The sequence below is a fragment of the Kaistia algarum genome (genome assembly GCF_026343945.1).
In the GTDB taxonomy this organism is placed as follows: domain Bacteria; phylum Pseudomonadota; class Alphaproteobacteria; order Rhizobiales; family Kaistiaceae; genus Kaistia; species Kaistia algarum.
This window is the reverse complement of sequence record NZ_JAPKNJ010000002.1, coordinates 276,326-301,023: the sequence shown is the minus strand read 5'-3', so window position 1 is coordinate 301,023 and position 24,698 is coordinate 276,326. Positions and strand designations below refer to the sequence as shown.

Annotated in this window: 24 protein-coding genes; 2 read left to right on the top strand and 22 right to left on the bottom strand. The window is 65.9% G+C overall.

Annotated features, from left to right (window positions below; translation table 11 throughout):
- Window positions 1-14: 14 nt before the first annotated feature.
- The 8 genes from OSH05_RS14715 to OSH05_RS14680 form a co-directional block, all read right to left on the bottom strand.
- Window positions 15-1,118 carry a pyridoxal-phosphate-dependent aminotransferase family protein gene (locus OSH05_RS14715; protein WP_104218849.1) on the bottom strand — a complete coding sequence of 368 codons (1,104 nt, stop codon included), beginning with the start codon at window positions 1,116-1,118 and terminating at the stop codon, window positions 15-17.
- A 20-nt stretch (window positions 1,119-1,138) separates the two neighbouring features.
- Window positions 1,139-1,984 carry an ABC transporter permease gene (locus OSH05_RS14710; protein ID WP_104218848.1) on the bottom strand — a complete coding sequence of 282 codons (846 nt, stop codon included), beginning with the start codon at window positions 1,982-1,984 and terminating at the stop codon, window positions 1,139-1,141.
- Window positions 1,981-2,850: an ABC transporter permease gene (locus OSH05_RS14705; protein ID WP_165801561.1), complete on the bottom strand. Its 870-nt coding sequence runs from the start codon at window positions 2,848-2,850 to the stop codon at window positions 1,981-1,983. The genes OSH05_RS14710 and OSH05_RS14705 overlap by 4 nt, the downstream gene beginning before the upstream one ends.
- Before the next feature lie 119 nt (window positions 2,851-2,969).
- Window positions 2,970-4,085: a polyamine ABC transporter substrate-binding protein gene (locus tag OSH05_RS14700; RefSeq protein WP_104218846.1), complete on the bottom strand. Its 1,116-nt coding sequence runs from the start codon at window positions 4,083-4,085 to the stop codon at window positions 2,970-2,972.
- Window positions 4,086-4,117: 32 nt separating this feature from the next.
- Window positions 4,118-5,254 (bottom strand): ABC transporter ATP-binding protein, encoded by a 1,137-nt coding sequence (locus tag OSH05_RS14695; protein ID WP_104218845.1) that lies wholly within the window; start codon window positions 5,252-5,254, stop codon window positions 4,118-4,120.
- Between the two features lie 178 nt (window positions 5,255-5,432).
- Window positions 5,433-6,635 carry a 3-oxoadipyl-CoA thiolase gene (gene pcaF / locus OSH05_RS14690; protein WP_104218844.1) on the bottom strand — a complete coding sequence of 401 codons (1,203 nt, stop codon included), beginning with the start codon at window positions 6,633-6,635 and terminating at the stop codon, window positions 5,433-5,435.
- A 1-nt stretch (window position 6,636) separates the two neighbouring features.
- The gene (locus tag OSH05_RS14685; RefSeq protein WP_104218843.1) at window positions 6,637-7,308 is read right to left on the bottom strand and encodes a 3-oxoacid CoA-transferase subunit B; all 672 of its coding nucleotides are present in this window, start codon (window positions 7,306-7,308) and stop codon (window positions 6,637-6,639) included.
- Window position 7,309: 1 nt separating this feature from the next.
- Entirely contained in the window at window positions 7,310-8,041 is a 732-nt protein-coding gene (locus tag OSH05_RS14680) for a 3-oxoacid CoA-transferase subunit A (RefSeq protein WP_104219269.1), read from the bottom strand.
- A gap of 139 nt (window positions 8,042-8,180) precedes the next feature.
- Between OSH05_RS14680 and OSH05_RS14675 the strand changes: the two genes are divergently transcribed.
- Window positions 8,181-8,942 (top strand): IclR family transcriptional regulator domain-containing protein, encoded by a 762-nt coding sequence (locus OSH05_RS14675; protein ID WP_104219268.1) that lies wholly within the window; start codon window positions 8,181-8,183, stop codon window positions 8,940-8,942.
- Between the two features lie 110 nt (window positions 8,943-9,052).
- On the top strand, window positions 9,053-10,033 hold the full coding sequence (locus OSH05_RS14670; protein ID WP_266352513.1) for a TAXI family TRAP transporter solute-binding subunit: 981 nt from the start codon (window positions 9,053-9,055) through the stop codon (window positions 10,031-10,033).
- Between the two features lie 24 nt (window positions 10,034-10,057).
- Here the strand turns inward: OSH05_RS14670 and OSH05_RS14665 are convergent, their stop codons facing one another.
- The 14 genes from OSH05_RS14665 to OSH05_RS14600 form a co-directional block, all read right to left on the bottom strand.
- Entirely contained in the window at window positions 10,058-11,686 is a 1,629-nt protein-coding gene (locus tag OSH05_RS14665; RefSeq protein ID WP_104221459.1) for a GMC family oxidoreductase, read from the bottom strand.
- A 19-nt stretch (window positions 11,687-11,705) separates the two neighbouring features.
- Window positions 11,706-12,254: a flavin reductase family protein gene (locus OSH05_RS14660; protein WP_104221439.1), complete on the bottom strand. Its 549-nt coding sequence runs from the start codon at window positions 12,252-12,254 to the stop codon at window positions 11,706-11,708.
- A 66-nt stretch (window positions 12,255-12,320) separates the two neighbouring features.
- Complete coding sequence (locus OSH05_RS14655; protein ID WP_104221440.1) at window positions 12,321-13,541, bottom strand: acyl-CoA dehydrogenase family protein; 1,221 nt, start codon at window positions 13,539-13,541, stop codon at window positions 12,321-12,323.
- A gap of 26 nt (window positions 13,542-13,567) precedes the next feature.
- The gene (locus OSH05_RS14650) at window positions 13,568-14,356 is read right to left on the bottom strand and encodes an alpha/beta fold hydrolase (protein WP_104221441.1); all 789 of its coding nucleotides are present in this window, start codon (window positions 14,354-14,356) and stop codon (window positions 13,568-13,570) included.
- A 12-nt stretch (window positions 14,357-14,368) separates the two neighbouring features.
- Window positions 14,369-15,385 (bottom strand): zinc-dependent alcohol dehydrogenase, encoded by a 1,017-nt coding sequence (locus OSH05_RS14645; protein ID WP_104221442.1) that lies wholly within the window; start codon window positions 15,383-15,385, stop codon window positions 14,369-14,371.
- A 13-nt stretch (window positions 15,386-15,398) separates the two neighbouring features.
- Entirely contained in the window at window positions 15,399-16,424 is a 1,026-nt protein-coding gene (locus OSH05_RS14640; protein WP_104221460.1) for a branched-chain amino acid ABC transporter permease, read from the bottom strand.
- A 2-nt stretch (window positions 16,425-16,426) separates the two neighbouring features.
- On the bottom strand, window positions 16,427-17,284 hold the full coding sequence (locus OSH05_RS14635; protein ID WP_104221443.1) for a branched-chain amino acid ABC transporter permease: 858 nt from the start codon (window positions 17,282-17,284) through the stop codon (window positions 16,427-16,429).
- Entirely contained in the window at window positions 17,271-17,999 is a 729-nt protein-coding gene (locus OSH05_RS14630; protein WP_104221444.1) for an ABC transporter ATP-binding protein, read from the bottom strand. The genes OSH05_RS14635 and OSH05_RS14630 overlap by 14 nt, the downstream gene beginning before the upstream one ends.
- Window positions 17,996-18,724 carry an ABC transporter ATP-binding protein gene (locus tag OSH05_RS14625; RefSeq protein ID WP_104221445.1) on the bottom strand — a complete coding sequence of 243 codons (729 nt, stop codon included), beginning with the start codon at window positions 18,722-18,724 and terminating at the stop codon, window positions 17,996-17,998. The genes OSH05_RS14630 and OSH05_RS14625 overlap by 4 nt, the downstream gene beginning before the upstream one ends.
- A gap of 28 nt (window positions 18,725-18,752) precedes the next feature.
- The gene (locus OSH05_RS14620) at window positions 18,753-20,060 is read right to left on the bottom strand and encodes an ABC transporter substrate-binding protein (protein WP_104221446.1); all 1,308 of its coding nucleotides are present in this window, start codon (window positions 20,058-20,060) and stop codon (window positions 18,753-18,755) included.
- Between the two features lie 73 nt (window positions 20,061-20,133).
- Window positions 20,134-20,952 carry an SDR family NAD(P)-dependent oxidoreductase gene (locus tag OSH05_RS14615; RefSeq protein WP_104221447.1) on the bottom strand — a complete coding sequence of 273 codons (819 nt, stop codon included), beginning with the start codon at window positions 20,950-20,952 and terminating at the stop codon, window positions 20,134-20,136.
- Window positions 20,953-20,991: 39 nt separating this feature from the next.
- Window positions 20,992-21,882 (bottom strand): intradiol ring-cleavage dioxygenase, encoded by an 891-nt coding sequence (locus OSH05_RS14610; RefSeq protein ID WP_104221448.1) that lies wholly within the window; start codon window positions 21,880-21,882, stop codon window positions 20,992-20,994.
- Between the two features lie 9 nt (window positions 21,883-21,891).
- Window positions 21,892-23,646 (bottom strand): FAD-dependent oxidoreductase, encoded by a 1,755-nt coding sequence (locus OSH05_RS14605; protein ID WP_104221449.1) that lies wholly within the window; start codon window positions 23,644-23,646, stop codon window positions 21,892-21,894.
- A complete protein-coding gene (locus OSH05_RS14600; protein WP_104221450.1) occupies window positions 23,646-24,695 on the bottom strand; it encodes a branched-chain amino acid ABC transporter permease in 1,050 nt (349 codons plus the stop codon). The genes OSH05_RS14605 and OSH05_RS14600 overlap by 1 nt, the downstream gene beginning before the upstream one ends.
- Window positions 24,696-24,698: the final 3 nt, after the last annotated feature.

Here is a 24,698-nt window from a genome sequence, read left to right as displayed (position 1 = left end):
GCTCTCCGAGTAGGTCAGGTTCGCTTGTAGACGGCCGCGACGACCCGGATCGCGGCACCGATATCGACAGCGACGCCATGGGCCTTGAGGACGGCGCCTAATCCGGCAAGGCTCGCCGACACGCTGGCGAAGGCGGCCCGGCGGCCGGTATGGTCAATTCTCAGCAGACGGTCTTCGATGTCGCCGAAACCACGGCCGAGCGCCACGCCGAGGCCAGCCCCTTCCACAATCAGCGTCCCGGCATCGAGACCGGGAGGAACAGGCACTGAGGTGACGAGCGCAGACGCCGCATCGTCATCGACGATCCAAGGCTCGACGCCCATCGCCCGCAGCCCAGTCCGCGTTGCGCGCGCGGCGAGTTGATGCCGCGCGATACGCGCGTCGATGCCCTCCGCCTCGACTCGGCCTATCGCCGCTTCCAGCGCCCAGAATTCGAGCGGCGGCGGCGTGCCTGGCAGCGCGCCACGCCCCTTGTCCAGCCAGTTGGCCTTGATGTCCGCCAGCGACAGCAAGGAAGGCGACGGCGAAGGCGTCGCGGCAATATGGGACCAGCCGCGCGGGCTGATGGCGACGGCGGAGAGGCCAACGGGCCCGCCCAGTGCCTTTTGCGGGCCGATGGCCAGGAAATCGATGCCGAGGCCGTCGATATCGATCGCATGGGCTCCCACGGAGGCAACTGCGTCGATGATCAGCAGCGCACCATGCGCCCTCGCCTGCCGGGCCACAGCCTCCAGCGGATTGAGCGCGCCATTCGCCGCCTCGCCATGGACCATGACGAGGATGTCGAGCTTCGGCAGCACGCTGATCGCCGCCTCGACCGCCGGCGCCGTGATTGGCTGGCCGGGCTCGGCGACGATATCCAGGACCTCCACCCCGCCGCGCCGCAGCCAGGCGCCGAAATAGGCGCCATAGGGGCTGGTCACGATGTTGGCGGCCACGAGACCGGGACGCGCCACGCTGGTCGCAATGGCCTCCAGCGCCAGCAGCGCCTCGGCCTGCACGAACACAATATCGGAGCGGGTTCCGAGCAGCCGCGCGATCCGGTCGGCGAGCGGTGCATAGCGCTCGGGTGGAAAGTTCGGAATGTCGAGAAGCGCGTTGTAATCATGAGGAGACACGGCGCGATAACCTTGTTCGTTCAGGGAAGCGGCGCGGCCGTATGGCGGCTGGTCCAGCGGAAGATCAGCCCCGCGACACCGAGCATGGCGAGCGTGAAGACGAAGACGGCGGAGGCGGCCGCATAGACGGCGGGCGACGGTCCATATTGCAGGCTGCCATAGAGATAGACGGGCAGCGTATTGATCTGGGGCGTGGTGAGGAAGGCCGAGACGACGAGATTATCGAAGGAGAAGGTGTAGGCCATGATGCCGCCGGCGGCGATGGCGGGCGCGAGCTGCGGCAACACGATGAACCACAGCGTTTTCAGGCGCGTGCTGCCGAGATCGGCGGCCGCTTCTTCGACGCGGCGATCGAGCGTCAGCACGCGGGCCCGCACGATCAGCGCGACGACGGCAATCACCATCGGCGTGATGCCGGCGACCAGCGTCGCCGTCGAGAGCGGGATGCGCGTGACGCCATAGAAGAGCAGCAGCGAGATGCCAATCACCGATTCCGGCACGATGAGAAGAACATAGGTGAGTCCGGCCAGTCCCGCCCGGATTCGCGCGCTCGGATGGCGCACGATCGCATAGCCGAGCGCCGATCCGATCAGGATGGAGATCAGCGCTGACCAGAAGGCGACAACGAGACTGGCCTCGACCGAACGGCGCAGCGACAGGTCGTTCCACGCGGCCGGGAACCATTTCAGCGTCCAGCCGGTGATCGTCGCCGTCTGCTTGTTCACGACGCCGAGATTGAACGAATAGAGGATCGCCGCGAAGATCGGCGCGAACAGGAACAGGACGGCGGCGGCGTACCAGAGCAGCAGCGCGGCGTTGGTCGTCCGCTCGCCCCAGCGGCCCGGCGTGAAGCGGAGTGCGCTCATTGGCCGACCTCGGCGAAGCCCTTGGTGAGCCGCGCCAGCAGGACGACGATCACGCCGATGACCAGCAGCACGAGCACGGCCATCGCGGCGCCCAGCGGATAGTTCTGCGACTGCAGGAACTGCGACGAGATCGCCTGCCCCATCAGCACGCCCTTGGAACCGCCGAGCAGCTTGGGGATCACCATTTCGCCGAGCATGGGCACGGCGGTGAGCAGCACCGCTGTCGCGATGCCGGGACGGGAGAGCGGCAGCGTGACGAAGACGAATGTCTTGAACCTTGATGCACCGAGATCGCGGCTCGCCTCCAGCAGCGGCTTGGGGATGCGGTCCAGCACCACGAAGAGCGGCACGATTGCGATCGGCAGATAGGCGTAGACCATGCCGATGAAGACGGCGAGTTGCGTGTCCAGAACGTCCAACGGACCGGAATGAAGATAGAGCGCATTCAGCACGCTCTCCGCAAAGCCGCCGCGCGACATCAGCATGTGCAGCGCCATGATGCGGATCAGGAAGGACGAGAAATAGGGAACCAGGATCAGCACGACCGCGAGCGCTCGGCGGCGCTGCGTGTGCCGCGCCAGGAAATAGGCGACCGGATAGGCTGCCGCGAGGCAGAGCGCCGAGGCAGAGGCCGCGAAGATAATAGTCCGCAGCAGCGTCGTGCCGTTGAAGCCGGTGAGCGCCGTGCGATAGTTGTCGAAGGTGAAGGCGAGTTCGACCCCGCCGAACAGGTTGCGGCCGAACGAGAAAACGACGGTGAAGCCAAGCGGCGCCAGGAAAAACGCGACCAGCCACAGAGCGGGAACCGCCGCGACGATATGATCGGCGGCGCCGGTGGCGAAGCGAGGGCGGGTAAGGGTTGTCATGCGGTGCCCATGGCTTCCGCCTCGTGTCGTGTCACGGTCCATTCCAGGCAAAAGCCGGCCCCGACCTCCCTCGACGGAGGCCGGGGTCCGGCGATGGTATCGAAGATAGGCTTACGCGATCAGCCCGCCGCCGCCTGGATCTCGGTCTGGACCTGGAGATAGGTGCCGATCGTCGCGGGATCGACGACGAAGGAGGTCAGCTTCTTGAAGTCGAGACCCTTGCCGCCGAAAATCAGGTCGGCGTTCTTGGTATCGGCCGGCAGCTTGGCCTCGAGGCCGGCGAGCGCGGCTGGGAAGCCGATATACTGCGTTTCCGAAAGCTGGACCTCGGGCTGCAGCTGATAAGCCAGGAAGTCATAGGCCTGGTCGAGGTTCGGCGCGCTCTTCGGGATCGCGTAATTGTCGACCCAAAGCTCGCTGAACGGCCCCGGCACCACCCATTTCAGCTTCGGATTGAGCCCGATGATGGCGCGCGCCGTGCCCTGATTGGTCTGGGCCAGCACGATCGAGCCATTGGCGACCGAGTTCGGGTCGAGGCCGGAGAACGACTTGACGTGCTTGGCAAGCGCCTTGACCTTCTCGCCGGCGGCGCGGATCTCGTCCGAGGTCGCCGTGTTCCAGTCCTTGCCCTCGATCCAGAGCTGCGGGCCGATCGTCTCCCAGCCGGAATCCGACATGCGGATCTTGCCGGAGACTTCCGACTTCTCGAAGGCCTTGAAGAAATCCTCCCAAGTCTCGATCGTACCGACGATTTCCGGATCATAGACAACGCCGAGCAGGCCCCAATCCTTCGGGATCGAGTACTTGTTGCCCGGATCATAGTCGCGGTTGAGCAGGTCCTGATCGAGCGAGGCGAGGTTCAGCCGGCTGTGGTCGAGTTCCTGCAGCAGGCCCTTGGCAGCGAGTTGCTGGATCCAGCTCGACGAGGGAATGACGATGTCGAAGCCAGCGCCGGCCGGGCTGTTCAGCTTGGCGAACAGCGTCTCGTTCGAATCATAGGTCGAGATATTCGGCGTCACGCCCGTCTTCTTGGCGTAGGCGGCGAGATTGTCGGTCGAGAAATAATCCGGCCAGGAATAGACGTTGAGCGCGCCCGTCGCAGCCTCGGCACGGAACGCACCGGGGAACGCTGCCGACAGCGCGGCCGTTGCCGGCGCCGCGCCCAGCAGCGCGAGCAGGGTGCGCCGGCTGAGACCGGCGAATTGGGGATGGCGGGTCTTGATGGTTGTCGTCATGGTCGGTTCCGTTCTGGTCGGAGGATCGGACTTCAGCTGAATTTCTCGTCGCGATAGGCGCGTGCGGAGGACGCGTCGAACACGACGAAGACGGGAGTCCCCGGCGCAAGATCGTCGGGCGCGGCGTCCCCGTCCGGCGCGCTCGCATGGCGTTGCACGATGGATTCCAAAGCGAGGCCGCCAGCGGTGACGGCGCGAAGTCGCAGCGACGGGCCGATCGCGACAACGTCGACGATTTCCGCCGGAATGCGGTTGGCTGGCCGCGTCGACCCGCCGTCGCGCGGCTCGAACCGGGTCGCCTCCGGGCGGATCACGACGAGGCCGCGATCGCCCGGCGCAAGTTCCGGCGCCAGATACCCGACTTCCAGCGGGCCGAAATCACTTGTCAGCAACGCCGGATCGCCGGTTCGATCGACGCGGCCAGAAACCGTATTGGCCGACCCGACGAATAGCGAAACCCACGCATTGGCCGGCCGATCATAGATCTCCGCCGGCGCGCCGATCTGCTCGAAACGACCCTCGCGCATGACGGCGAGCCGGTCGGCCATGCCGAAGGCCTCGTCCTGGTCATGCGTCACATAGATGAAGGTCGCCTTGAGTTCGCTCTGCACGCGGCGGAGTTCGCGCTGCATCTCGTCACGAAGCTTACGGTCGAGCGCGCCGAGCGGCTCGTCGAGCAGCAGCACTTCCGGCTCGTTGGCAAGCGCGCGAGCGAGCGCGACGCGCTGCTGCATGCCGCCCGAAAGCTCGTGCGGATAGCGCTCGGCAAAATCAGTGAGCCGCACGAGATCGAGAAAATCCGCCGCCTTCGCCCGCCGCCCGCGCCGCGACAGCCCTCGCATTCGGGGGCCATAGGCGACGTTCTCGATCACGCTCATATGCGGAAAAAGCGCGTAGCTTTGGAACACGGTGTTGACGCGGCGGTGCTCGGCCGGCTCGAAGGTCACGTCCTCGCCGGCGATCCGAACCTCGCCTTCATCCAGCGGCTCGAAGCCGCCAATGATGCGCATGACGGTGGTCTTGCCGCTGCCGCTCGGGCCGACGATCGCCAGGAACTCGCCGGCCGCGACGTCGAGCGACAGGCCGGAGATGACCGCGCGTCCGTCATAGCTCTTGCTGACGCCGCGCAACGACACGGCGCTTTCGGCAGGGAGCGAGGAACGGGACATGCGGACGTTTTCCGGTCGATTGGCAGCGAAATCGCATCCCGGTCGCGTCGGGCGCCTGTCAGCGAGAAAGGGTACTTTCTAGTAAGGTGCCGATAATTCTCCCGCGAGCAATATGAATCCGAATTTCGTGACATTTCCGGCAAGGCGTTTCGAAGCGCCTCGCCGGAAGCGGGCGAGATCAGACGCGTTCGAGCGCCACCGCTATGCCCTGGCCGACGCCGATGCACATGGTCGAGAGCGAGCGGCGGCCGCCTGTCAGTGCGAGCTCCAGCGCCGCCGTGCCGGTGATGCGCGCGCCGGACATGCCGAGCGGATGGCCGAGCGCGATGGCGCCGCCATTGCGGTTCACCCGCCCGTCATCATCGGCGATGCCGAGTTCGCGCAATGTGGCCAGTCCCTGCGAGGCGAAGGCTTCGTTCAGCTCGATCACGTCGAAATCGACGGGCGTGAGGCCCAGCCGCGCCATCAGCTTCTTTGAAGCCGGCGCCGGGCCGATGCCCATGATGCGCGGCGGCACTCCGGCCGCGGCGCCGCCGAGCACGCGCGCGATCGGTGTCAGGCCATGCTTTTTCGCCGCAGCCTCGGTGGCAAGGATCAGCGCCGCCGCGCCGTCATTGACGCCCGAGGCATTGCCGGCCGTCACGCTACCGCCCTTGCGGAACGGTGTGCCGAGCTTCGCCAGCGCCTCGATGGTTGTCGCGCGTGGATGCTCGTCCCTGTCGACGACGATCGGATCGCCCTTGCGCTGCGGGATCGTCACCGGCGTGATCTCGCGCGCCAGTCGGCCATTCTCCTGCGCCGCAGCAGCCTTGGCCTGGCTGCGGACCGCGAAAGCGTCCTGGTCGACGCGCGAGACGGCGAAATCCTCGGCGACGTTCTCGCCTGTCTCCGGCATGGAATCGACGCCGTACTGGGCCTTCATCAACGGGTTGACGAAGCGCCAGCCGATGGTCGTGTCGTGGATCTCGGCATGGCGCGAAAACGCCGTCTCGGCCTTGGGCATGACGAAGGGCGCGCGCGACATGCTCTCGACGCCGCCTGCGATCATCAGCTCCGCCTCGCCTGCCTTGATGGCGCGGGCCGCGGTGATGATCGCGTCCATGCCGGAACCGCAGAGGCGGTTGATCGTCGTGCCCGAGACGCCGACCGGCAGCCCGGCCAGCAGCAAGGACATGCGCGCAACGTTGCGGTTGTCCTCGCCGGCCTGGTTGGCGCAGCCGAAGATCACGTCGTCGACGGCTTCCCAATCGACGCCGGCATTGCGCGCGAGAAGCGCCTTGAGCGGGATCGCGCCGAGATCGTCGGCGCGGACCGATGCGAGTGCCCCGCCGAAGCGGCCGATCGGCGTGCGGATATAGTCGCAGATGAAAACGTCGGTCATCTCAGAGCTCCGGAACGATCAGATCGGCGACTGGGCCGGCGACCAGCAGTTCGGCGCCGGTGACTGCCTGCAAATCATCGAGCGACAAGGCCGGCAGCTTTTCCTTCAAGACGAAGCGACCGCCCTCGATGTCGATCACGGCCAACGAGGTATAGACGCGCGTCACGCAGCCGACGCCGGTCAGCGGCAGCGTGCAGCGCTTCAGGAGCTTGGGCTTGCCGTCCTTGGTCACATGATCGGTGATCACCGCGACGCGCTTGGCGCCGTGGACGAGGTCCATCGCGCCGCCGACGGCCGGAATGCCCTTCGGCCCGGTCGACCAATTGGCGAGGTCACCATTCTCCGCCACCTCATAGGCGCCGAGGATCGCCACATCGAGATGGCCGCCGCGCACCATGGCGAAGCTGTCGGCATGGTGGAAGAACGAGGCGCCGGGCTTAAGCGTCACGGCGCGCTTGCCCGCATTGATGAGGTCCCAGTCTTCCTGACCGGCGGGCGGCGCCTCGCCGAAGTTCAGGATGCCGTTCTCGGTGTGGAAGATCGCCTCGCGGCCCGGCGGCTGGTACTGCGCCACCTTCTCCGGGAAGCCGATGCCCAGATTGACATAGGCACCATCATGAATGTCCTGCGCGGCGCGCCAGGCGATCTGGTTGTTGGTCAGCTTGGCGCTCATGTCATGCCACTCCCGGATAGACGGCGTTGGCGCGGTTCAGGTCTTCTTCCTGCTGCGGCTGCGCCACCTCGACGACGGCCTGGACGAAGATGCCAGGCGTGATGACGATCTCGGGGTCGATCCCGCCCGCCGGCACGATCCGGCTCGCCTGCACCACGGTGCGTGCCGCCGCCATGCACATCAGCGGGTTGAAGTTCCGCGCCGCCGCCCGGTAGGTCAGATTGCCATGCGTGTCGGCGGTCTCGGCCTTGACCAAGGCCACATCGGCCTTCAGCCAGCGCTCGCGGACATAGGCGCGGCCATCGAACTCCTCGACCGGCTTGCCCAGGGCGAGATCGGTGCCATAGGAGGTCGGGGTGTAGAAAGCCGGGATGCCGGCGCCGCCCGCGCGGATGCGCTCGGCAAGCGTGCCCTGCGGCACCAACTCCAGCTCGATCTGGCCGGCAAGATAGAGATCAGTGAACACGACCGGATCGGCGGATCGCGGGAAGGAGCAGATGAGCTTCTTCACCATGCCTGCCTCGATCAAGGCAGCGAGGCCGACATGGCCGTTGCCGGCATTGTTGTTGATGACCGTCAGGTCCTTGGGATGGCCCGTCGCGCGGAAGCGGTCGATCAGCGCGTGGATCAGCTCGATCGGCGAACCGGCGCCGCCGAAGCCGCCGATCATCACGGTCATGCCATCCGCGATCCCCTCCACCGCGGTGGCCAGATCTCCGACTGTCTTGTCCATTCGCTCTCCCTCGCGCCCATGGCGCCAGACGCCCGGCATGGCCAAGAGCGATAGGCCGAGGCCGCGCTTCCGTCCATCCATTTTGTGCGATATGCTGCATTTGTTCGTATATCGCTCAAACTTCAAGGCAAGCACGGATATGGCCGTTCCCGAACGCGACCTGATGGGCGGTCTCGCCAAGGGCCTTGCCGTCATCGAGACCTTCCGCCCGGATCATCCTCGCCAGTCGATCGCCGAAGTGGCGGCGGCAGCGGGTCTCGACCGGGCGACGGCGCGGCGCTGTCTGCTGACGCTCGCCCATCTCGGCTATGCCGATTATGACGGCAAGTTCTTCACGCTGACGCCGCGCGTCCTACGGCTGGGTACCGCCTGCCTCGCCACCATGCCGCTGCCGCAGCTCGTCCAGCCGCTGCTGGACCAGTTGTCGGATGCCATCGGCGAGAGTTCCTCGGTATCGGTGCTGGACGGCGCCGAGATCGTCTATGTCGCCCGTGCGGCGCAACGGAAGCTGATGTCGATCGCGCTGATGCCCGGCTCGCGCCTGCCGGCTTATTGCACCTCGATGGGCCGCGTGCTGCTCGCCGCCCTCCCCGAGGCAGAAGCGCGCCAGCGGCTGGGCACGGCGCCCCTGCCCCGCCGGACAGAGCATACGCTGACGGAGCCGGAGGCGGTGCTGGCGGAGCTGGGCCGTGTCCGCGCGAACGGCTACGCCGCCATCGACCAGGAGGTGGAGATCGGGCTTCGCTCCATTGCCGTCCCGCTGGTGACGGCGCATCGTGTCACCGTCGCCGCCGTCAATCTCGGCCTGCCTGCTCGCGGCGAACCGATCGAGGCGCTGGTCGAGCGCTACCTGCCGGCGCTTCGGGATGTGAGTGCGAGGATGCGGGAGATCTTGCGGTGAAGGCCTGCTAACCGCCCCTCCGCGTTGTGCTTGCGGCCGGCAGGTTCACGTCTATCATCCGCGGCGGAGAGCGGCCGAATGCGGCGCTTGATCGGCCTGGGGAGGCAGACTTGAACGACATTCGATTGAACCGCCGCCAATTCCTTGTCCTCGGCGCCGGCGCTGCCGCGATGGCAACGATGCCGGCCGAGGCGGCGACGCCGCTGCTGATCCAGATCGCGACGGGCGGCAAGGGCGGCGTCTTCTATCCCTATGGCGAGGGGCTGGCGGCGATCCTGTCGAAATCGGGATCAGGACTTAAGGCGACGGTCGAAGTCACCGGCGGCTCGGTCGACAATGCCAAATGGCTGCAGGCTGAAAAGGCCCAGCTGGGCTTCACGACGATCGATGCCGCCTTCGATGCGATCCATGGCACCGGCGCCTTCGCCAAGGACGGCAAGCAGGACATCCGCGTCCTCGCGCTCCTCTATGATTCCTACCTGCATGTCGTCGCGAGCGAGGCTTCCGGCGTCACCGGCATCGCCGGATTGAAGGGCAAGCGCGTCTCGATCGGCTCGGCCGGCTCCTCGACGGAATCGATCGCCGACCGCGTGCTCGAAGCGGCGGGGCTGGATCCCAAGGCGGATTTGCAGCGGTCCAATCTCGGGGTCGCCGAATCCGCCGCCGCCCTCAAGGATGGCAAGATCGACGCCTTCTTCTGGATCGGCGGGGTGCCGACGGCGGCGGTCGCCGAACTCGCGAAGGGCGGCCATCCGCCGATCGTTTTTCTGCCGACGGGCAACGAACAGAGCGCGATCGACAAGAAATATCCCGGCCTCTATGTGCCGCTGGTGCTACCCAAGACGGCCTATGCCGGCATGACGGCCGATACGCCGTGTGTCGGTATCGCCAATGCCCTCATCGTCTCGGCGAAGGCTGAGGATAGCTTGGTCGAGGCGTTGCTGACCGGCATCTTCGACAATCTGGATGCGATCCACAAAATCCACCCCGAGGCCGCCCGGCTGACACTTGCGACGGCCGCCACGTCGAGTGCGGTTCCGTTTCATCCGGCGGCGCTAGCCTTCTACAAGGCCCGGGGCGTGCTGAAATAGAGCCCGGGCATCAGCGACTCGGGCTCAACCCCTGCCCTCCGCGAGCACGCGCTCCGCCGCCCGCTCGCCGATCATCACTGCGGGCGCGTGCGTGTTGCCGGAGACGATCGTCGGCATGACCGAGCAATCGGCGATGCGGAGACCGTCCAGCCCATGCACCTTCAACTCGGGATCGACCACCGCATCCGCGTCGCTGCCCATGCGCGCCGTTCCCACCGGATGGAAGATCGTCGTGCCGATCTCGCCAGCGAGCCGCGCCAGCGCCTCGTCGTCGTCGGGACCGGGTCCCGGCTTCAGCTCGATCGGGCGATAGCGCGCCAAGGGCGGCTGCGTCATCAGCCGGCGCGCATGGCGCAGGCTGTCGGCCGCGACGATGCGGTCGGGCTCGGCCGATAGGTAGTTTGGCTGGATCGCCGGAGCCGCCAGCGGATCGGCACTCACCGCATGCGTGGCGCCCCGGCTCGCTGGGCGCAGATTGCAGACCGAGACGGTCAGCGCCGCTGTCTTGTGCAGCGGCTGGCCGAAGGCATCCAGCGACAGCGGCTGGACGTGATATTCGATATTGGCGCGGTCATGCGCCGGGCTCGAGCGGCTGAATATCCCGAGCTGGCTCGGCGCCATCGCCATCGGCCCGCTCTGTGTCATAGCATATTGCAATGCGATGCCAGCCTTGCCCCAGGGCGTTGCGGCGCGATCATTCAGCGTGCGGGCGCCGATGACGGCGAAGATGGTGCGCAGTTGCAGATGATCCTGCAGATTCTCGCCGACGCCTTGCAGCGCATGGACGATCGGGACGCCGATCCGTTCCAGCACGTCCGGCCGGCCGATGCCGGAGAGTTCGAGGATCTGCGGCGAACCGATGGCGCCGGCGGCGAGGACGACTTCCTGACGGGCCTGCGCCTCGAACAGGCTGCCGTCGCGCGAGAACACGATGCCGGTGACGCGCCTGCCATCGAGGCGGAGGCGCTGCACATGGCACTGCGTCAGGATTGCCAGATTGCGCCGCTTGCGGGCTGGATCGAGGAACGCCTTACGCGCGTTCCAGCGTATGCCGCGCTTCTGGTTGACCGGGAAATAGCCGACGCCCTCATTGTCGCCGGCATTGAAATCATGCGACCGGGGAATGCCCATCGCTTCGGCGGCGCGCGCCACCTCGTCGAGGATCGCCCAATGGAGGCGCTGCGGCTCAACCCGCAATTCGCCCGTGGTGCCATGGGCTTCGTCGGCGGCGCCGAAATGATGCTCGGAGCGGCGGAACAGCGGCAGCACGTCGGACCAGCCCCAGCCGGGATTGCCCGCGTCGCGCCAGCCATCATAGTCCTGAGACTGGCCGCGCATATAGATCATGCCGTTGATCGAGGAACAGCCGCCCAGCACCTTGCCGCGCGGATAGAGCAGGCTGCGGCCGTTCAGCCCCGGAACCGGCTCGGTCTTGAAGCCCCAGTCGAGACGCGGATTGCCGATGGCAAACAGATAGCCGACGGGAATATGCACCCAAGGGTGATTGTCGCTCTTCCCCGCCTCGATCAGCAGCACGCGCCGCGACGGATCGGCGGAAAGGCGGTTGGCCAGCACGCAGCCGGCCGAGCCCGCGCCGACGATCACGACGTCGAAGGTGCCAAAATCGGCGGGTGAAACGCCGCGATCCTTCATCGAATGATTGAACACGCCCCTACATGAACCGCGACGAATCGACCAGATCGATCGCGTCGTCGAGTTCTTTGTGCAGACGGTGCCAGCGGCGATCGAGATAGACCAGCGAGTGGGCCTCCGGTGGATCCTCCATCGGATGCGCCTCGCCTTCCAGAAGCTCCGCCGCGACCAGCGTCGCGCCCTCGATCGGCAGGACGCCGAGCTTCTTGGCGCGGAACCAGGTCGCGACGCCGGTATAGCGTGGCTCGCCGGTCGGGAGCCGTTCCCAGGCGATGTCCTTACCGAAACGGTCGGCGCCGCTCGACGCACAAAGCTGCGCCAGGTCGATATCGGTGTAGCGCAGTAGGTGAATCACCATGGTTTCCGCCCTCAGCAAAGGCTCGGACGAGGCCGACTTCGTCGACAGAGAAAAAGCGACGATCGGTGGCGCGGCACTGACCGAGATCAGCGATGACACCGTCATCGCTACCGGCCTCTCCCCCGGATCGGCTGTGATCACGGCGACGCCGGCCGGATGGCGGCGGAAGGCCTCGCGGAAAGCGGCGGTCATCGGATGCGGCTGGCTCATCGACGGATCTCTTCGGCTGCATGAGATAGGGGGCCGGACGGTTCTCGCCGCCCGGCCCTTGCACGACTACTTCTTCTCGATCAGGTCGTAGAACTGCCAGACCCGATTGTTCCAGACGCCGCCGATGTCACGGCCCGCCGAAGTGACGATCGACGGGGCGATGGTGAAGTGGTTCGCCGCCACCATCATCTCGCGGAATGTGCGCTGGATCACGCCGGCGCGCAGCGACGCGCCGCCGCCCGCGCGATAGGCGAAGTTGCAGATATCCACGCCGGTCTCGTGGATCTCGGACTTGGCCAGATGCACGAGGCTGATCTGCCGTGTCGAGACGCTGTTCCCGGCCTCGACGGTGGCCTCGATATCGCGCCAGGTCTCGAAGACGAAGGCGCGGGCGGCACGATAGCGCGCTTCGGCGCGACCATAATCATACCAGAACTTCTCGCTTTCGCCGATCAGGCCGGCGCGGCCGGACTTGGAGCGCGCGAACTTGGCGATCTCGTCCAGCATGCGCCGACCCGTGCCGAGCGCCCAGCCGGTGTGGCCGATGGCGGCAAGGCCCACCACGCCGAGGCTGAAGAGTTCCTTCAGCCGCTGCGGCGGCGCGGTCAGGATCGGGAACACGAAATCTTCTGGGATGAACACATCTTCCGCCGAATAGTCGATGCTGCCGGTGCCGCCGAGGCCGAGCACATCCCAGTTGCCGAGCTGCGTGTGCTCGGGGATCGGCGCGTGCGCGCACATGATGATGACGTTGCCCTTGTCATCCTTGGCGGGCTTGCCCGAGCCATCATCGACGAAGGCGGCGCTGTGCGAATAGGTGGCGTGACTGAAGCCGCTGCCATAGCTCCATTTGCCGTTGAGCCGGTAGCCGCCCTCGACCTTCTTGAGCATGCCGAGCGGGGCGCCCTGTCCCGAGAAGCGGTTATCCGTGCCGGGCCCGAACAGCTTTTCGACGGCGCTATCGGGCAGGAAGGCCGCCGACATGGCGCCGATGCAGGCATGCACCATCGAGACCCAGCCGGCAGAGCCGGAATGCCAGGTGATCGCCTCCAGCAGTTCAAGCACCTGGGTCGGCGGCAGCTGCGCGCCGCCCAGCGCTTCGGTCGCGAGCACATGCGACATGCGCAGGGCCTTCAGCGCCTCGAAGCTCGCTTCCGTCAGCTCACCGTTCTCCTCGTCGGCGGCGGCGTTCGCCTCCAGGATCGGGCCAATCTCCGCGATTTGCTTCAGAAGATCGCGATGGTCGACAGTCGTGCCCCAATAGCCGTGCTTGATGGGCTTGTTCATGATCTCTCCTCCTCTTTAAAAACGGTTCAGCCGACGAGAAAATCGCCGATCTTCGCCAGAGTCTCGGGCTTCTCCTGCATCACGAAATGGCCGGCGTCCTCGACCAGCAGCAGTTGCGCATCGGGTAACGCCTCGATCCAGAGCGGCGCCTGGCTGGCGGGCAGCAGTTTGTCCTCGGTGCCCCAGACCACGAGCGCCGGATTGGTGATGCGCGCCAGGAAGCGGCGAAGGTTTGGATGGCCCATGCCGAACGGCGCCAGCAGACGGCCCAGCGTCTCGCCCTCGCGGGCCCGATCCGCCCCAAAGCCTTCGGCGAAGGCGGCGTCCGTGCCGTCCGGGAAATAGCGCAGCGCCACGGACACGTCATGGGCCAGATAGCCTGGCAAGTCCTGCGGGGCGACCGCGCCGAGATTGGTGGCTGGATGGGCCGGATCGTTCAACCCGGCCGGCGCCACCAGCACCACCTTGTCGAAGCGCTCGCGGCCTACGGCTGCAAGCTCGCTTGCCATCCAGCCGCCCATGGAGAAGCCCATGAGATGCGGCTTCTCGTCGAGGTCGAGCGCGTCGAGCAGGTTCAGATAGTGCAGCACCATGTCGGACATGCCGACGATGTGCGGCGCGTCGCCGGAATAGCCCCAGCCAGGATGGCTGGCGGCCAGCACGCGGAAACGATCCGCAAGCCCTTCCGCGAAATCGAAGCCTTCCAGCGTCGAGGCACCATGCAGGAACAGCACCGGCTTACCCTTGCCGATCGCCTTCACCACGGTCTTCACGCCGCCGATATCATATTCGAGCGTTTCGAACGCTACCGTCATTCTCGTTCCTCCTCAGACAACTTCAGGCTGGATCAGCACCTTGCATTGCGTGGTACGGCGGCGAAGGCTCTCGAAGATCTGCGGCACGGGCGACAGATCGATCCGGTCCGTGATCAGCGCCTGCGGCGCGAACGGGCCGCCGCGCAGCGCGTCAAGGGCGACGCCGAATTCGTTGCGCTGGTGGAAGAACACCGAGAACAGCAGGTTCAGTTCCTTGGAGAGCGCGATGAACGGGTCCCATTCGTCGCCGCCGATGCAGAGCCCGACGCCTACCACCGTGCCCTGCAGGCGGACGGCATTCGCCGCCGCGCCGAGCAGGCCGCGCTTGCCGACGCACTCGAAGACGATATCCGGTGCGCCGCCGCAAAGATCGGCGAGGTTTTCGGCGAGCTTCTGGCCGGAAAGCGCGAAGCCGGTGGCGCCCAACGCCAGCGCACGCTCACGCTGATGCTCATGGATATCGGCAACGACCACCTTTGCGGCGCCCATGCGCCGCGCCCAGAAGGCGACAAGCAGGCCGATCGGCCCCGCGCCCAGGATGGCGACGCGGTCGCCAGGCTTCATGCCGGAGCGGACGACGCAGTGCAGGGCGACGGATAGCGGCTCGGCCAGCGCGCCATCCTCAAGCTCGACTTCATCCGGCAGGATATGGCACTGGCGGGCGGCGACGGTGGCATATTCGGCATAGCCGCCGCCGATCAGCGTCATCTCCGGACAGCGCGCCGGATCGCCGCGCCGACAGGCTTCGCAACGGCCGCAGCCGCGCATCGGCACGACGGCGACCCTGTCACCGATGCGCAGCCCCGTCACGTCGGAACCGAGCGCGACGATGTTGCCGGCGAATTCATGGCCGAGAACGAAGCCCGATCCGATGCCGAAGGGAGCCGGGTCATCGGTGATATGCAGATCGCTGCCGCAGATTCCGCAAGCGGCGATGCGGACGACGACCTCGTCCGGTGCCGGCGATGGGTCAGGGACCGTCCCAATGCGCAGCGGGACGCCGACCTGGTCGAAAATGGCTGCTTTCATAGGAACCCCCTGCTCAACCGTTCGGATTGACGAGCTTGCGCCGGATCGGGAACCACGGCGCGTCCCACCGCTTCGAGACGAGGCCCCAGATGCCGGTTCGGGCATAGAGCGCGACCAGTAGCGTCATCAGACCGAGCACGACGAAATAGGTGGCTCCATATTCGCCGAACCAGCGGTCGGCGACGAAGTAGATCAGCGAGCCGATCAGCACGCCCTCGATCGAACCGATGCCGCCGATCATCACGATGAAGATCGCGACATTCGCCCACATCGGATCGAAGGCGGATCCGGGAGTGATGCGGAGCTGCGCCATGAAGTAGATCGAGCCGGCGAGGCCGCAGCCGACCGCCGCCGCGACATAGATCAGGAAGCGAAGCTTCGCGACATTGACGCCCTGGCTGGCCGCGGCCACCGGATTGTCGCGCATGGCGATCAGCGCGAGGCCGAAGCGCGAGCGCAGCAGCCAATAGCTGCCGCCGAGCGTGACGAGCAGCATGAAGGCGCAGAGCAGCGACATGGCGATGTTGCGCTCGAAGGACGAGAAATCCTTCATCACCCGCAGCGACATGCCGGCGCCGGAATTGACGATCGGCAGGTTCGAGGCGGTCAGGCGGAAGACCTCGGCCACGACCCAGGTGCCGATCGAGAAATACGGCCCGTCGAGCCGGTGCAGCAGCAGATAGATCGGCACGGCGAGGATGGCCGGGACGACGAGCGACAGGAAGATCGCGACGAAGGGATTGATGCCATAGGTCTGCGCCAGCACGAACATCGCATAGCCCGCCGCGCCCATGAAGGCCTGCTGGCCGACGGAGACGAGGCCGGCATAACCGGCAAGCAGGTTCCACATCTGCGCGACGGCGATGTAGCAGCAGAGCTCCAGTATGGAGCGGATCGTGCCGGTCGACGCCCACCAGGGCATGGCGGCAAGGCCGATCAGGCCGAGGATCGCCAGCGTCATCGCGATGCGTCCCGATGGTGTCTGGCGCTGAACGACGACTTCGGGCGCCTCGGTGGCGGCAAAGGGGATAGCGGTCATGGTCATGCCCTTCCGAACAAGCCCTGCGGGCGGGTGGCCAGCACGATCAGGAAGACGATATGGCCGGCGAGGACGCCGAAGCCGGGATCGATGCGGAAGCCGATGCCCTGCGAGATGCCAAGCACCATCGAGCCGATGAAGGCGCCCCAGACCGATCCCATGCCGCCGATGATCACCGCCTCGAAGGCATAGATCAGCTGGGCCGGACCGTCGGCAGGGGCAACAGTAGAGCGCAGCGCCTGGAACACCGCCGCGAAGCCGAGGATGCCGACCGCCGCTGCCGTCGCCAGCGCATAGACGGCGCGGGGATTGATGCCGGTCATCGCCGCCGCCTCGACATCGGCGGACGCGGCGCGGAGCGCCCGGCCGAAGCGGGTGCGCTTCAGCATCAGGTCGAGGCCCCAGGTAAGACCGGTCGCGACCGCGAGCACGATGACCGGCAGGAGCCCGATATAGATCCCGCCGATTTCGATCGACTGGCTTTCGAGCCCGCCGCCCGGCAGCGAGCGGCTATTGGCCGACCAGATCTGCAGCATGAGGTTCTGCAGGGCGACCGAAAGGCCGAAGGTCGCGATCAGCGAGGGGAGCGGATCGCTGCCGACGACCTTGTTGAGCACCAGCTTCTGCAGGAGCCACCCCATCAGCACGGCCAGGGGCACCAGGGCGATGAGCACCGGCAGCGGACCGAGCCCCCAGGCCGAGGCCATGGAAATGCCGATGAGCGACAGCAGGATCACCAGATCGCCGTGGCTGATGTTCACGATCCGCATGACGCCGAACATCAGCGCCATGCCCAGCGCATATTGGGCGTACATGCCGCCCAGCAGGATCCCCTGCACCAATGCGTCAAACCACTGCATGGCTGGCTCCGAAATAGGCTTCGCCGATCTGCTCGCGTGTGACTTCGGCCGACTTGCCGGTGAGGGTCACGCGCCCCTCCAGCATGCAATAGAGGCGGTCCGAAGCGGATTGGGCGAGACCGACATCCTGCTCGACGACGATCATCGCCGTGCCCGACGCGCGGATTTCCGGCAGCGCCGCATAGATTTCGCGGATCACTTTGGGCGCGAGGCCGAGGCTGATCTCGTCGCAGAGCAGCACGCGCGGCTGGCAGAGCAGCGCACGGCCGATCGACACCATCTGCTGCTGTCCACCGGAGAGGCTCTGCACTGGCGTGCGCGCCTTCTCCTCAAGGATCGGGAAGAGCTTGTGCAGCCGTCCCAGCGTCCAGCCGCCCTTGGCGCCGACGCGCCCGGCCTGGTCGATCGCGACGCGGAGATTGTCCTCGACCGACATTCCGGTGAAGAGCCGACGGCCCTCCGGCACGATGGCGATGCCCTTCTGCACCATGCGATCCGTGGCGGTGCCGCCGACGGGCTCGCCGTCGAGCCGCACCATGTCACGCGCGACCGGCAGCAGGCCCATGATCGAGCGCAAGAAGGTCGACTTGCCGGCGCCATTGGCGCCGATCAGGGCCACGGCCTCGCCCTGGTGCAGTTCGGTATCGACACCGTAGAGCGCCTGGAAATCGCCATAGCGGGCGACAAGCCCATGGGTGGAAAGAACGGCGGTCATACCTCGATCCCCATATAGACGCGGCGGACCTCGGGCAGCGCGATCACTTCGGCTGGCAGCCCTTCCGCGATCTTCTCGCCGAAATTCAGCACCATCAGCCGGTCGGCCACCGCGAGCAGCGCGTGCAGCACATGCTCGATCCACACGATGGTGACGCCGCGGTCGCGGATACGGCGCACGAGCGCGACCAGCGCCTTCGATTCATCGTCCGTCAGCCCGCCCGCGATTTCGTCGAGCAGCAGCAGCTTCGGATCCGAGGCGAGCGCGCGCGCCAGTTCCAGCCGCTTGCGGTCGAGCAGCGTCAGCGAGCCGGCCGAGACATTGGCCTTGTCGATCAGTTCGCAGTCGCGCAACACCTGCGCACAAAAGGCGTAGCTCTTCTTTTCCGACCGGCCGCCGCCGAACGCGGCGGCGACCAGCAGGTTCTCGAAGGTGGTCATGCCGGAATAGGGGCGCGGGATCTGATAGGTCCGCCCGATCCCCATCTTGCAGCGCCGGAACGGCGGCTCGCCGCGGAGCATCGTGTCGCCCAGCCGGATCTCGCCGCCCGATGTCTTCAGATCGCCGCTGATCATATTGAAAAGCGTCGTCTTCCCCGCTCCATTCGGGCCGAGGATGCCCAGCACCTCGCCGCGATTGACCTCGAAACTCACTTCATGCAGGACGCGAACGGCGCCGAAGGACTTCGACACGCCACTCGCTTTCAGCAGGATTTCCCTGTCCATCACAACCCTCCGCGTCCCGCGTTTTCGATTACCAGGAGATCGGAACGATCTTCTGCTGCGGGGCGAAGAGCTGGTTGACGGAGTTGTCGACGATCTTCAGGTCATAGGGCCACTTCTCGCCCTTCACCCACTGGCCGCCGAAGATCGGCGTCTTGCAGATATTCTTGTGGGGCGATCCGTCGAACTTGATGTGGCCGACGAGCGACTGCAGGTCGGTCGCGGCCATCGCGTCGCGGTTGGCCTCGCGGCTGAGCGGATCGGAAGAACGCTTCAGGATGTCGATCGCCACTTCGAGCAGGGCGTGCGAATAGCCGAGCGGCTGCGTCCACTGCTTCTTGGTGTCGGCTTCCCACTGGGTCGCGAGATCCTGGCTCACCTGCCCGGTCAGCGAAGACTTGAACGGGAAGGCCGGCGTCCACCAGACTTCCGACGACATGCCATTGCCGAGCGGACCCATCGCCTCGACACCACTGGGGAACAGAAGTGCTGCCGCCACGGTGATCGCCTTGGGCTTGAAGCCCTGCTGGTTGCACTGGGTGACGAAGGTCTTCAGATCGTCGGGATAGGTGATGCCGCCGATGATCTCGCAATTGTTCTTCTTGAACTCGGCGATCTGGGCCGAGAAATCATTGGTGCGCGGCTGGAAATAGCCCGGAACGAAGACCTCGTAGCCCGCCTTCTTGGTCGGGACCGGAAGGCCGTATTCATCATTGCCCCAGGTCTCGCCATCGATGTTCTGCGGGAACAGCATGCCGACCTTCTTGTTGGTCTCCAGGCCGTTCCAGATGCCGACAAAGGTGTTCAGCGCCTCGTCGAGGCCCCAGAAGAAATGATAGGTCCAGTCGAAGGTCTGCTTGCCGCCGCCGCGCGGGAAGACGACCGCCTGCCAGGGCGCGCCCGACGAGAGGCACGGCGTCTCGTAAAGCTCGGCCTGCTCGGCCGCCGGCAGGATCGTGTCGGTGGTGGATGCCGGGAGAAGCAGGTGGATCTCTTCGTTCAGGATCAGATTGCCGGCGATTTCCGACGACTTGTTCGGGTTGGACTGGCTGTCGCGATCGAGGATCTCGATCTCGTAGGTCTTGCCGTTGGACGATTGCAACTGGCCGCCGAGCACGGCGCGGATCTTCTGGAGCGTGTAGCCGTCCGTTTCGCCGAACAGGGCGAGCGGGCCCGTGGTCGGGCTGATATAGCCGAGCTTGATCTTGCCGGCCGTCTCCGCGCGGGCATAGCCCGGCAGCGCCAGCGTGCTGGCCGCGGCGCTCGCCGCGAGGCCCTTGAGCACGCTGCGCCGATTGGGGTTCAGGCCCGATTTCAGGATGCGATTGTAGTAGGTCACTTAAGTCTCCTCCTTCTGGATAGGTTCGTTCTTACGGGACGGTCCGCCCTCCCCGGCGGGCCGCAGGCTTCGATCAGGTCATGCGGGTCAAGGAGCCGCCGTCGATGACGATCAGCGAGCCGGTGAAAAAGGAACCGGCCGGCGAGGCCAACAGCAGCGCGAGCCCCTTGATGTCCTCGACATCGCCGATGCGTCCGATCAGCGACTGGCTCTCGAAGGCGGCGCGATCCGCCTTATTGCGCAGCCGGCCGCCGGCGATGTTGGTGATGAACGGGCCTGGCAGGATGGCATTGACCCGGATGCCATAGGCGCCGAGCTCCATCGCCATGTGGCGGACGAAATGGTTCACTGCCGCCTTGGCCGGCATGTAAGACGTGCCGACGATGCTCTCATTGATCATCGAGGCGATCGACGAAGTGACGATGATCTCCCCACCACCGTTCGGCTTCATGTGGCGGACGGCATTCTTCACGGTCGTGTAGACCGAGGTCAGGTTGATCTCGATGCCCCGATCCCACTGCTCGTCGGGGATGTTCTCGATCGCGCCGCCCGGAAAGCGCTCGCCCGTCACGGTATTGAAACCGGGGCCGGGATCGATGCCGGCATTGGCGAAGACCGTGTCGATTTGGCCATGCTTCGCGGCCACGGCATCGAAGGCAGCGGCCATGGCCGGACGGTCGCCAACATCTACGGTCTGGCCCCAGACATCCCAGCCCTTGGCAGTCATCTCGGCCGTGACCCGTGCCAGGCCATCCGGATCGATGTCGAAGATGCAGACCCGGGCGCCGTTCTCGGCCATCACCTCGGCATAGGCCCGGCCGATGCCGCTGGCACCGCCGGTGACGATCACCGACTTGCCTTTGACATCGAACATTTTCTCAAGCGCGGCCATCTAGTCCCTCCCGTTTTCTTGAAAGCCTGCCAAGCGCGGCTATTCCGCCTTCGCCCGCGACAGCACGAAGTCGAATTCCACGTCATAATAGGGAGCCGCGACCCCGACCGTCGCCGCCGCGGCCGCGTCGTCGACCTTCGAGAATTCGGCCAGCAGGCTCTTCTTCACGCCGAAGACAGCATCGGAATTGATGTAGGGGTCGTCCGGATCGAAGATGTGCGTGGTCAGCGCGTCGAAACCGTCGGCCGAGATGATGTAGTGCAGATGGGCGGGACGGTTGGGATGCCGCCCGAGCGCGCCGAGCAGCTTGCCGACCGGGCCGTCATCGGGGATCGGGTAGTATTTCGGCTTCACGCCGCGGAACCAGTAGCGTCCGTCATCGCCGGTCCGGAACACGCCGCGCAGGTTGAAATCGGGCTGGATGCCCTTCTGCTGCACGTCGTAGAAGCCCTCGTCATTGGCCTGCCAGACATCGATCTTGGCGCCCGAGATCGGGTTGCCTTTGGTGTCGAGGATATGGCCATGGACGAACATCGGCTCGCCCTTCTGGTCGAGACAGATGTCGGCGCCCATCGGCAGTTCCGGCGCATCAGCGACGTGGAACGGCCCGAGCACGGTCGATTCCGAGGCGCCGGACGGCTTCCGGTTGTTGATCGCGTCAACCAGCATCGAGACGCCGAGCACGTCGGAAAGCAGGATGTATTCCTGCCGCCATTCGTTGCAGATCTGGCCGGTCTCCGTCAGGAACAGGATGGCCCGGAACCACTCGTCCTGCGTCGGCTCGATCTCCTTGACCGCCTCATGCAGCTTGCGGGTGATGACTTCCATCACCTGCTTCAGCCGCTCATCCTTGGCGTTCTTGTTGCGCGCGACGACGACCTCGGCCGAATTCGCCTCGGTGAAGTAGCCATATTCGTGTTCGTCGATCATGGGACCTCCTCAGCGCGCCAGAATGGATGTGAGGACGCGGCGCAGTTCCGCGGCCGGATTGGCGGCCAGCGTCTCGGAACGCCAGGCGACGTGATGGTCCGGGCGGACGATCAGGCAGCCCGCATCGCGGATCTCGCTGGCCCGCGCCCAGTCGCCGGTATGATCCTCGATCGCGCGGCGCGGGCCGATCACATGGACGCGGATCGGCAGGCCGAGTTCGGCGCCGATGCTCTCGGCCGCCGCGACCCACGCCTCGCCGCCGATACCGGTCAGCAGCGTGAACTCACCACGGCCGCAGAGATCGAGCGTAGAGACCTTCTGGCCCGAGCGGTCGAACACCCAGACATGCGGCAGACGCGCCCCCGGCCAGGTCGTCGGCGCGTAATGCAGCTCGCGGTCCTTCTCGAACGCCGGCTCCTCCTGCCCGTCGGTCAGGATGGCGGCCGAGCGGTAGCGCTGGTTCATCTCAACGCCATGCGCGTCAAACTCATATTTCTTGAACGCGATGGCCTTGCGGAGTGCCTCGCGCTGCGCTTCCGCCGCGGGCGTCGCGTCGCAGCGCGCTTCCATGTTCTTCTGGATCTTGTCGTGGTCGACGCCGCCATCCATGCCGAGTGCCTCGAAGATCGGCCCGAATTCGGCGATCGACTGGTTGGCGCGCGTCACGATCTGGCGGGCGACCGGCGCGCGCTCGGCGGTGTAGCTGTCGAGCAGGCCCATGCCCGCCTGCCCTTTCACGACCTTCGCAAGCTTCCAGGCGAGGTTGAAGCTGTCCTGGATCGAGGTGTTGGAGCCGAGGCCGTTCGACGGCGGATGCCGGTGCGCGGCGTCGCCCATGATGAACACGCGCCCCTTCTGCATGTCGGTCGCGAAGCAGTTGTTCACGGTCCAGGTATTGGCGCGCAGCAGCTCGATCTCGAGCGTCGGATCGCCAACCAGCTGGCGCGCCACGTCGGTGGCGAGTTCCGGCGTGACCACGGGCGGCGGCTGGTTAATGTCGTAGCCCCAGACGATCAGCCATTCGTTCCACGGCCGCACCATGCGCACGAGGCCCATGCCGATGCCGCCGACGTCGGCGCCGGGCTGCATGACCCAGTAGAGAACGCTCGGGCGGTGGGCGACGTATTTGGACAGGTCGGCGCGGAACAGGATGTTCATCGAGCCGCCGACGCCCATCTTGCCCTCGAAGGGCAGGCCGAGATGTTCGGCCACGAGCGAATTGCCGCCATCGGCACCGACGAGAAACTTCGAGCGGACCGTGAATTCCTGGCCCGACAGCCGGTCGCGGCAGATTGTGGTGACGCCATCCCCGTCCTGGACGTGGCTCACATATTCCGTGCTCATGCGGGCTTGCGTGCCGCGCGAGCAGGCCGTCTTGAACAGGATCGGCTCCATGAAGGTCTGGGGCAGGTCGTTCATGAAGGTCGGCGACGACAGCAGATGCTCGGCCTTGGAATGGGGGTGCGTGCCCCAGCTCTTCATCCGGCCGATTTCCTCGCCGGCGAGGCTCTCGCAGAAGACGTTCTCGCCCATCAGTTCCTGCGGCGAGGCGTGCATGACGGCCTCGGACTCGACCTCCGGGCCGAGATCGCGCAGCACTTCCATGGCACGCTGGTTGGTGATGTGGGCGCGCGGCGTGTTCGCCAGCCAGCGGTAGCGGTTCACCACCATGTTGGCGACGCCCGAGCTGGCGAGCAGCGCCGCCGTGGCCGAACCCGCCGGGCCTGTCCCAATGATCAGCACATCGGTTTCAATATCGGCCATCAAATTCCTCCCTCGATCTTCGGACCGGTCAGCCTGCGGCGAACCGGGAACAGGTGCAGGCCGCTTTTGGAGGAGATGAGCCCCCACAGGCCTTTGGGTGCGAAAAGCATGACCGCGATGGCGATCAGGCCCAGCGTCATCAGGTACCAACTGCCGTAATCGGCCAGCGCCGAGCGCAGCACGAAGAAGACGATCACACCGAGGATCGGTCCCTCGATCGTGCCGATGCCGCCGATGACGACGATGAAAATGACGTAGGCGGTCCAGTCGGTGACGGCGAAGGCGGCATCGGGCGAGATGCGGGCCGTCTGCAGGAAAATCAGCGCCCCGGACAGCCCGGTGGCCGCGGCGGCGATCAGGAACACCGCCCATTTGAGCCGGCCAGTGTCGACGCCGACCGAACGGGCTGCCTCGGCATTATCGCGCACGGCTGCCAGAGCGAGGCCGAGGCGGCTCTTCAGCAGCCAGTAGATGCCACCGGTCACGATCACGACGAGGACCAGCGCCAGCCAATAGGCCAGGATGTCACGCGCCGCCGCTTCGCGCACGCCGAACAGCGCCCGAATCGCGTCCGTGCCCAAAATGTTGCTGGTCGCCTCGCGCGGCAGGGAGGTGCCGGTGCCGCCGCCAAGCGTCTTCCATTGCGCGATCAGCAAGCGCGTCACCTCGGCGATGACCCAGGTGCCGATGGCGAAATAGGCGCCCTGCAGGCGGAAGGCGAAAAACGCCGTCGGAATGGCGAGCAGCAGGCCTGCGACGCCGCCGAGCAGGATCGCCCAGACCGGGTTCCAGCCCATCAGGATGACACCGGCGAACATCGCATAGGCGCCGATGCCGACGAAGGCCTGCTGGCCGACGGAAACAAGGCCACCATAGCCAGCGAGCAGGTTCCAGAGCTGCGCCAGCGTCAGCATGGTCAGGATGAAGAACAGATCCTGGATGACGCCGCGCGAGATCACTGCCGGTAAGGCGAACCCGGCCAGAATGAGCAGGAGCACGGCAATCGCCGTGGCAGTTCCGGCGCGGGTACGGGTGGTGAGCTTGTACATGCC

What these genes read in the sequence shown, in the direction of transcription:
- OSH05_RS14600 (WP_104221450.1), bottom strand. Translation starts at nt 24,695, where the DNA reads ATGTACAAGCTCACCACCCGTACCCGCGCCGGAACTGCCACGGCGATT.
- OSH05_RS14705 (WP_165801561.1), bottom strand. Translation starts at nt 2,850, where the DNA reads ATGACAACCCTTACCCGCCCTCGCTTCGCCACCGGCGCCGCCGATCAT.
- OSH05_RS14625 (WP_104221445.1), bottom strand. Translation starts at nt 18,724, where the DNA reads ATGGACAGGGAAATCCTGCTGAAAGCGAGTGGCGTGTCGAAGTCCTTC.
- OSH05_RS14645 (WP_104221442.1), bottom strand. Translation starts at nt 15,385, where the DNA reads ATGAAAGCAGCCATTTTCGACCAGGTCGGCGTCCCGCTGCGCATTGGG.
- OSH05_RS14695 (WP_104218845.1), bottom strand. Translation starts at nt 5,254, where the DNA reads ATGTCCCGTTCCTCGCTCCCTGCCGAAAGCGCCGTGTCGTTGCGCGGC.
- OSH05_RS14675 (WP_104219268.1), top strand. Translation starts at nt 8,181, where the DNA reads ATGGCCGTTCCCGAACGCGACCTGATGGGCGGTCTCGCCAAGGGCCTT.
- OSH05_RS14605 (WP_104221449.1), bottom strand. Translation starts at nt 23,646, where the DNA reads ATGGCCGATATTGAAACCGATGTGCTGATCATTGGGACAGGCCCGGCG.
- pcaF (WP_104218844.1), bottom strand. Translation starts at nt 6,635, where the DNA reads ATGACCGACGTTTTCATCTGCGACTATATCCGCACGCCGATCGGCCGC.
- OSH05_RS14655 (WP_104221440.1), bottom strand. Translation starts at nt 13,541, where the DNA reads ATGAACAAGCCCATCAAGCACGGCTATTGGGGCACGACTGTCGACCAT.
- OSH05_RS14685 (WP_104218843.1), bottom strand. Translation starts at nt 7,308, where the DNA reads ATGAGCGCCAAGCTGACCAACAACCAGATCGCCTGGCGCGCCGCGCAG.
- OSH05_RS14700 (WP_104218846.1), bottom strand. Translation starts at nt 4,085, where the DNA reads ATGACGACAACCATCAAGACCCGCCATCCCCAATTCGCCGGTCTCAGC.
- OSH05_RS14615 (WP_104221447.1), bottom strand. Translation starts at nt 20,952, where the DNA reads ATGGCCGCGCTTGAGAAAATGTTCGATGTCAAAGGCAAGTCGGTGATC.
- OSH05_RS14640 (WP_104221460.1), bottom strand. Translation starts at nt 16,424, where the DNA reads ATGACCGCTATCCCCTTTGCCGCCACCGAGGCGCCCGAAGTCGTCGTT.
- OSH05_RS14630 (WP_104221444.1), bottom strand. Translation starts at nt 17,999, where the DNA reads ATGACCGCCGTTCTTTCCACCCATGGGCTTGTCGCCCGCTATGGCGAT.
- OSH05_RS14650 (WP_104221441.1), bottom strand. Translation starts at nt 14,356, where the DNA reads ATGACGGTAGCGTTCGAAACGCTCGAATATGATATCGGCGGCGTGAAG.
- OSH05_RS14665 (WP_104221459.1), bottom strand. Translation starts at nt 11,686, where the DNA reads ATGAAGGATCGCGGCGTTTCACCCGCCGATTTTGGCACCTTCGACGTC.
- OSH05_RS14710 (WP_104218848.1), bottom strand. Translation starts at nt 1,984, where the DNA reads ATGAGCGCACTCCGCTTCACGCCGGGCCGCTGGGGCGAGCGGACGACC.
- OSH05_RS14660 (WP_104221439.1), bottom strand. Translation starts at nt 12,254, where the DNA reads ATGAGCCAGCCGCATCCGATGACCGCCGCTTTCCGCGAGGCCTTCCGC.
- OSH05_RS14635 (WP_104221443.1), bottom strand. Translation starts at nt 17,284, where the DNA reads ATGCAGTGGTTTGACGCATTGGTGCAGGGGATCCTGCTGGGCGGCATG.
- OSH05_RS14610 (WP_104221448.1), bottom strand. Translation starts at nt 21,882, where the DNA reads ATGATCGACGAACACGAATATGGCTACTTCACCGAGGCGAATTCGGCC.
- OSH05_RS14680 (WP_104219269.1), bottom strand. Translation starts at nt 8,041, where the DNA reads ATGGACAAGACAGTCGGAGATCTGGCCACCGCGGTGGAGGGGATCGCG.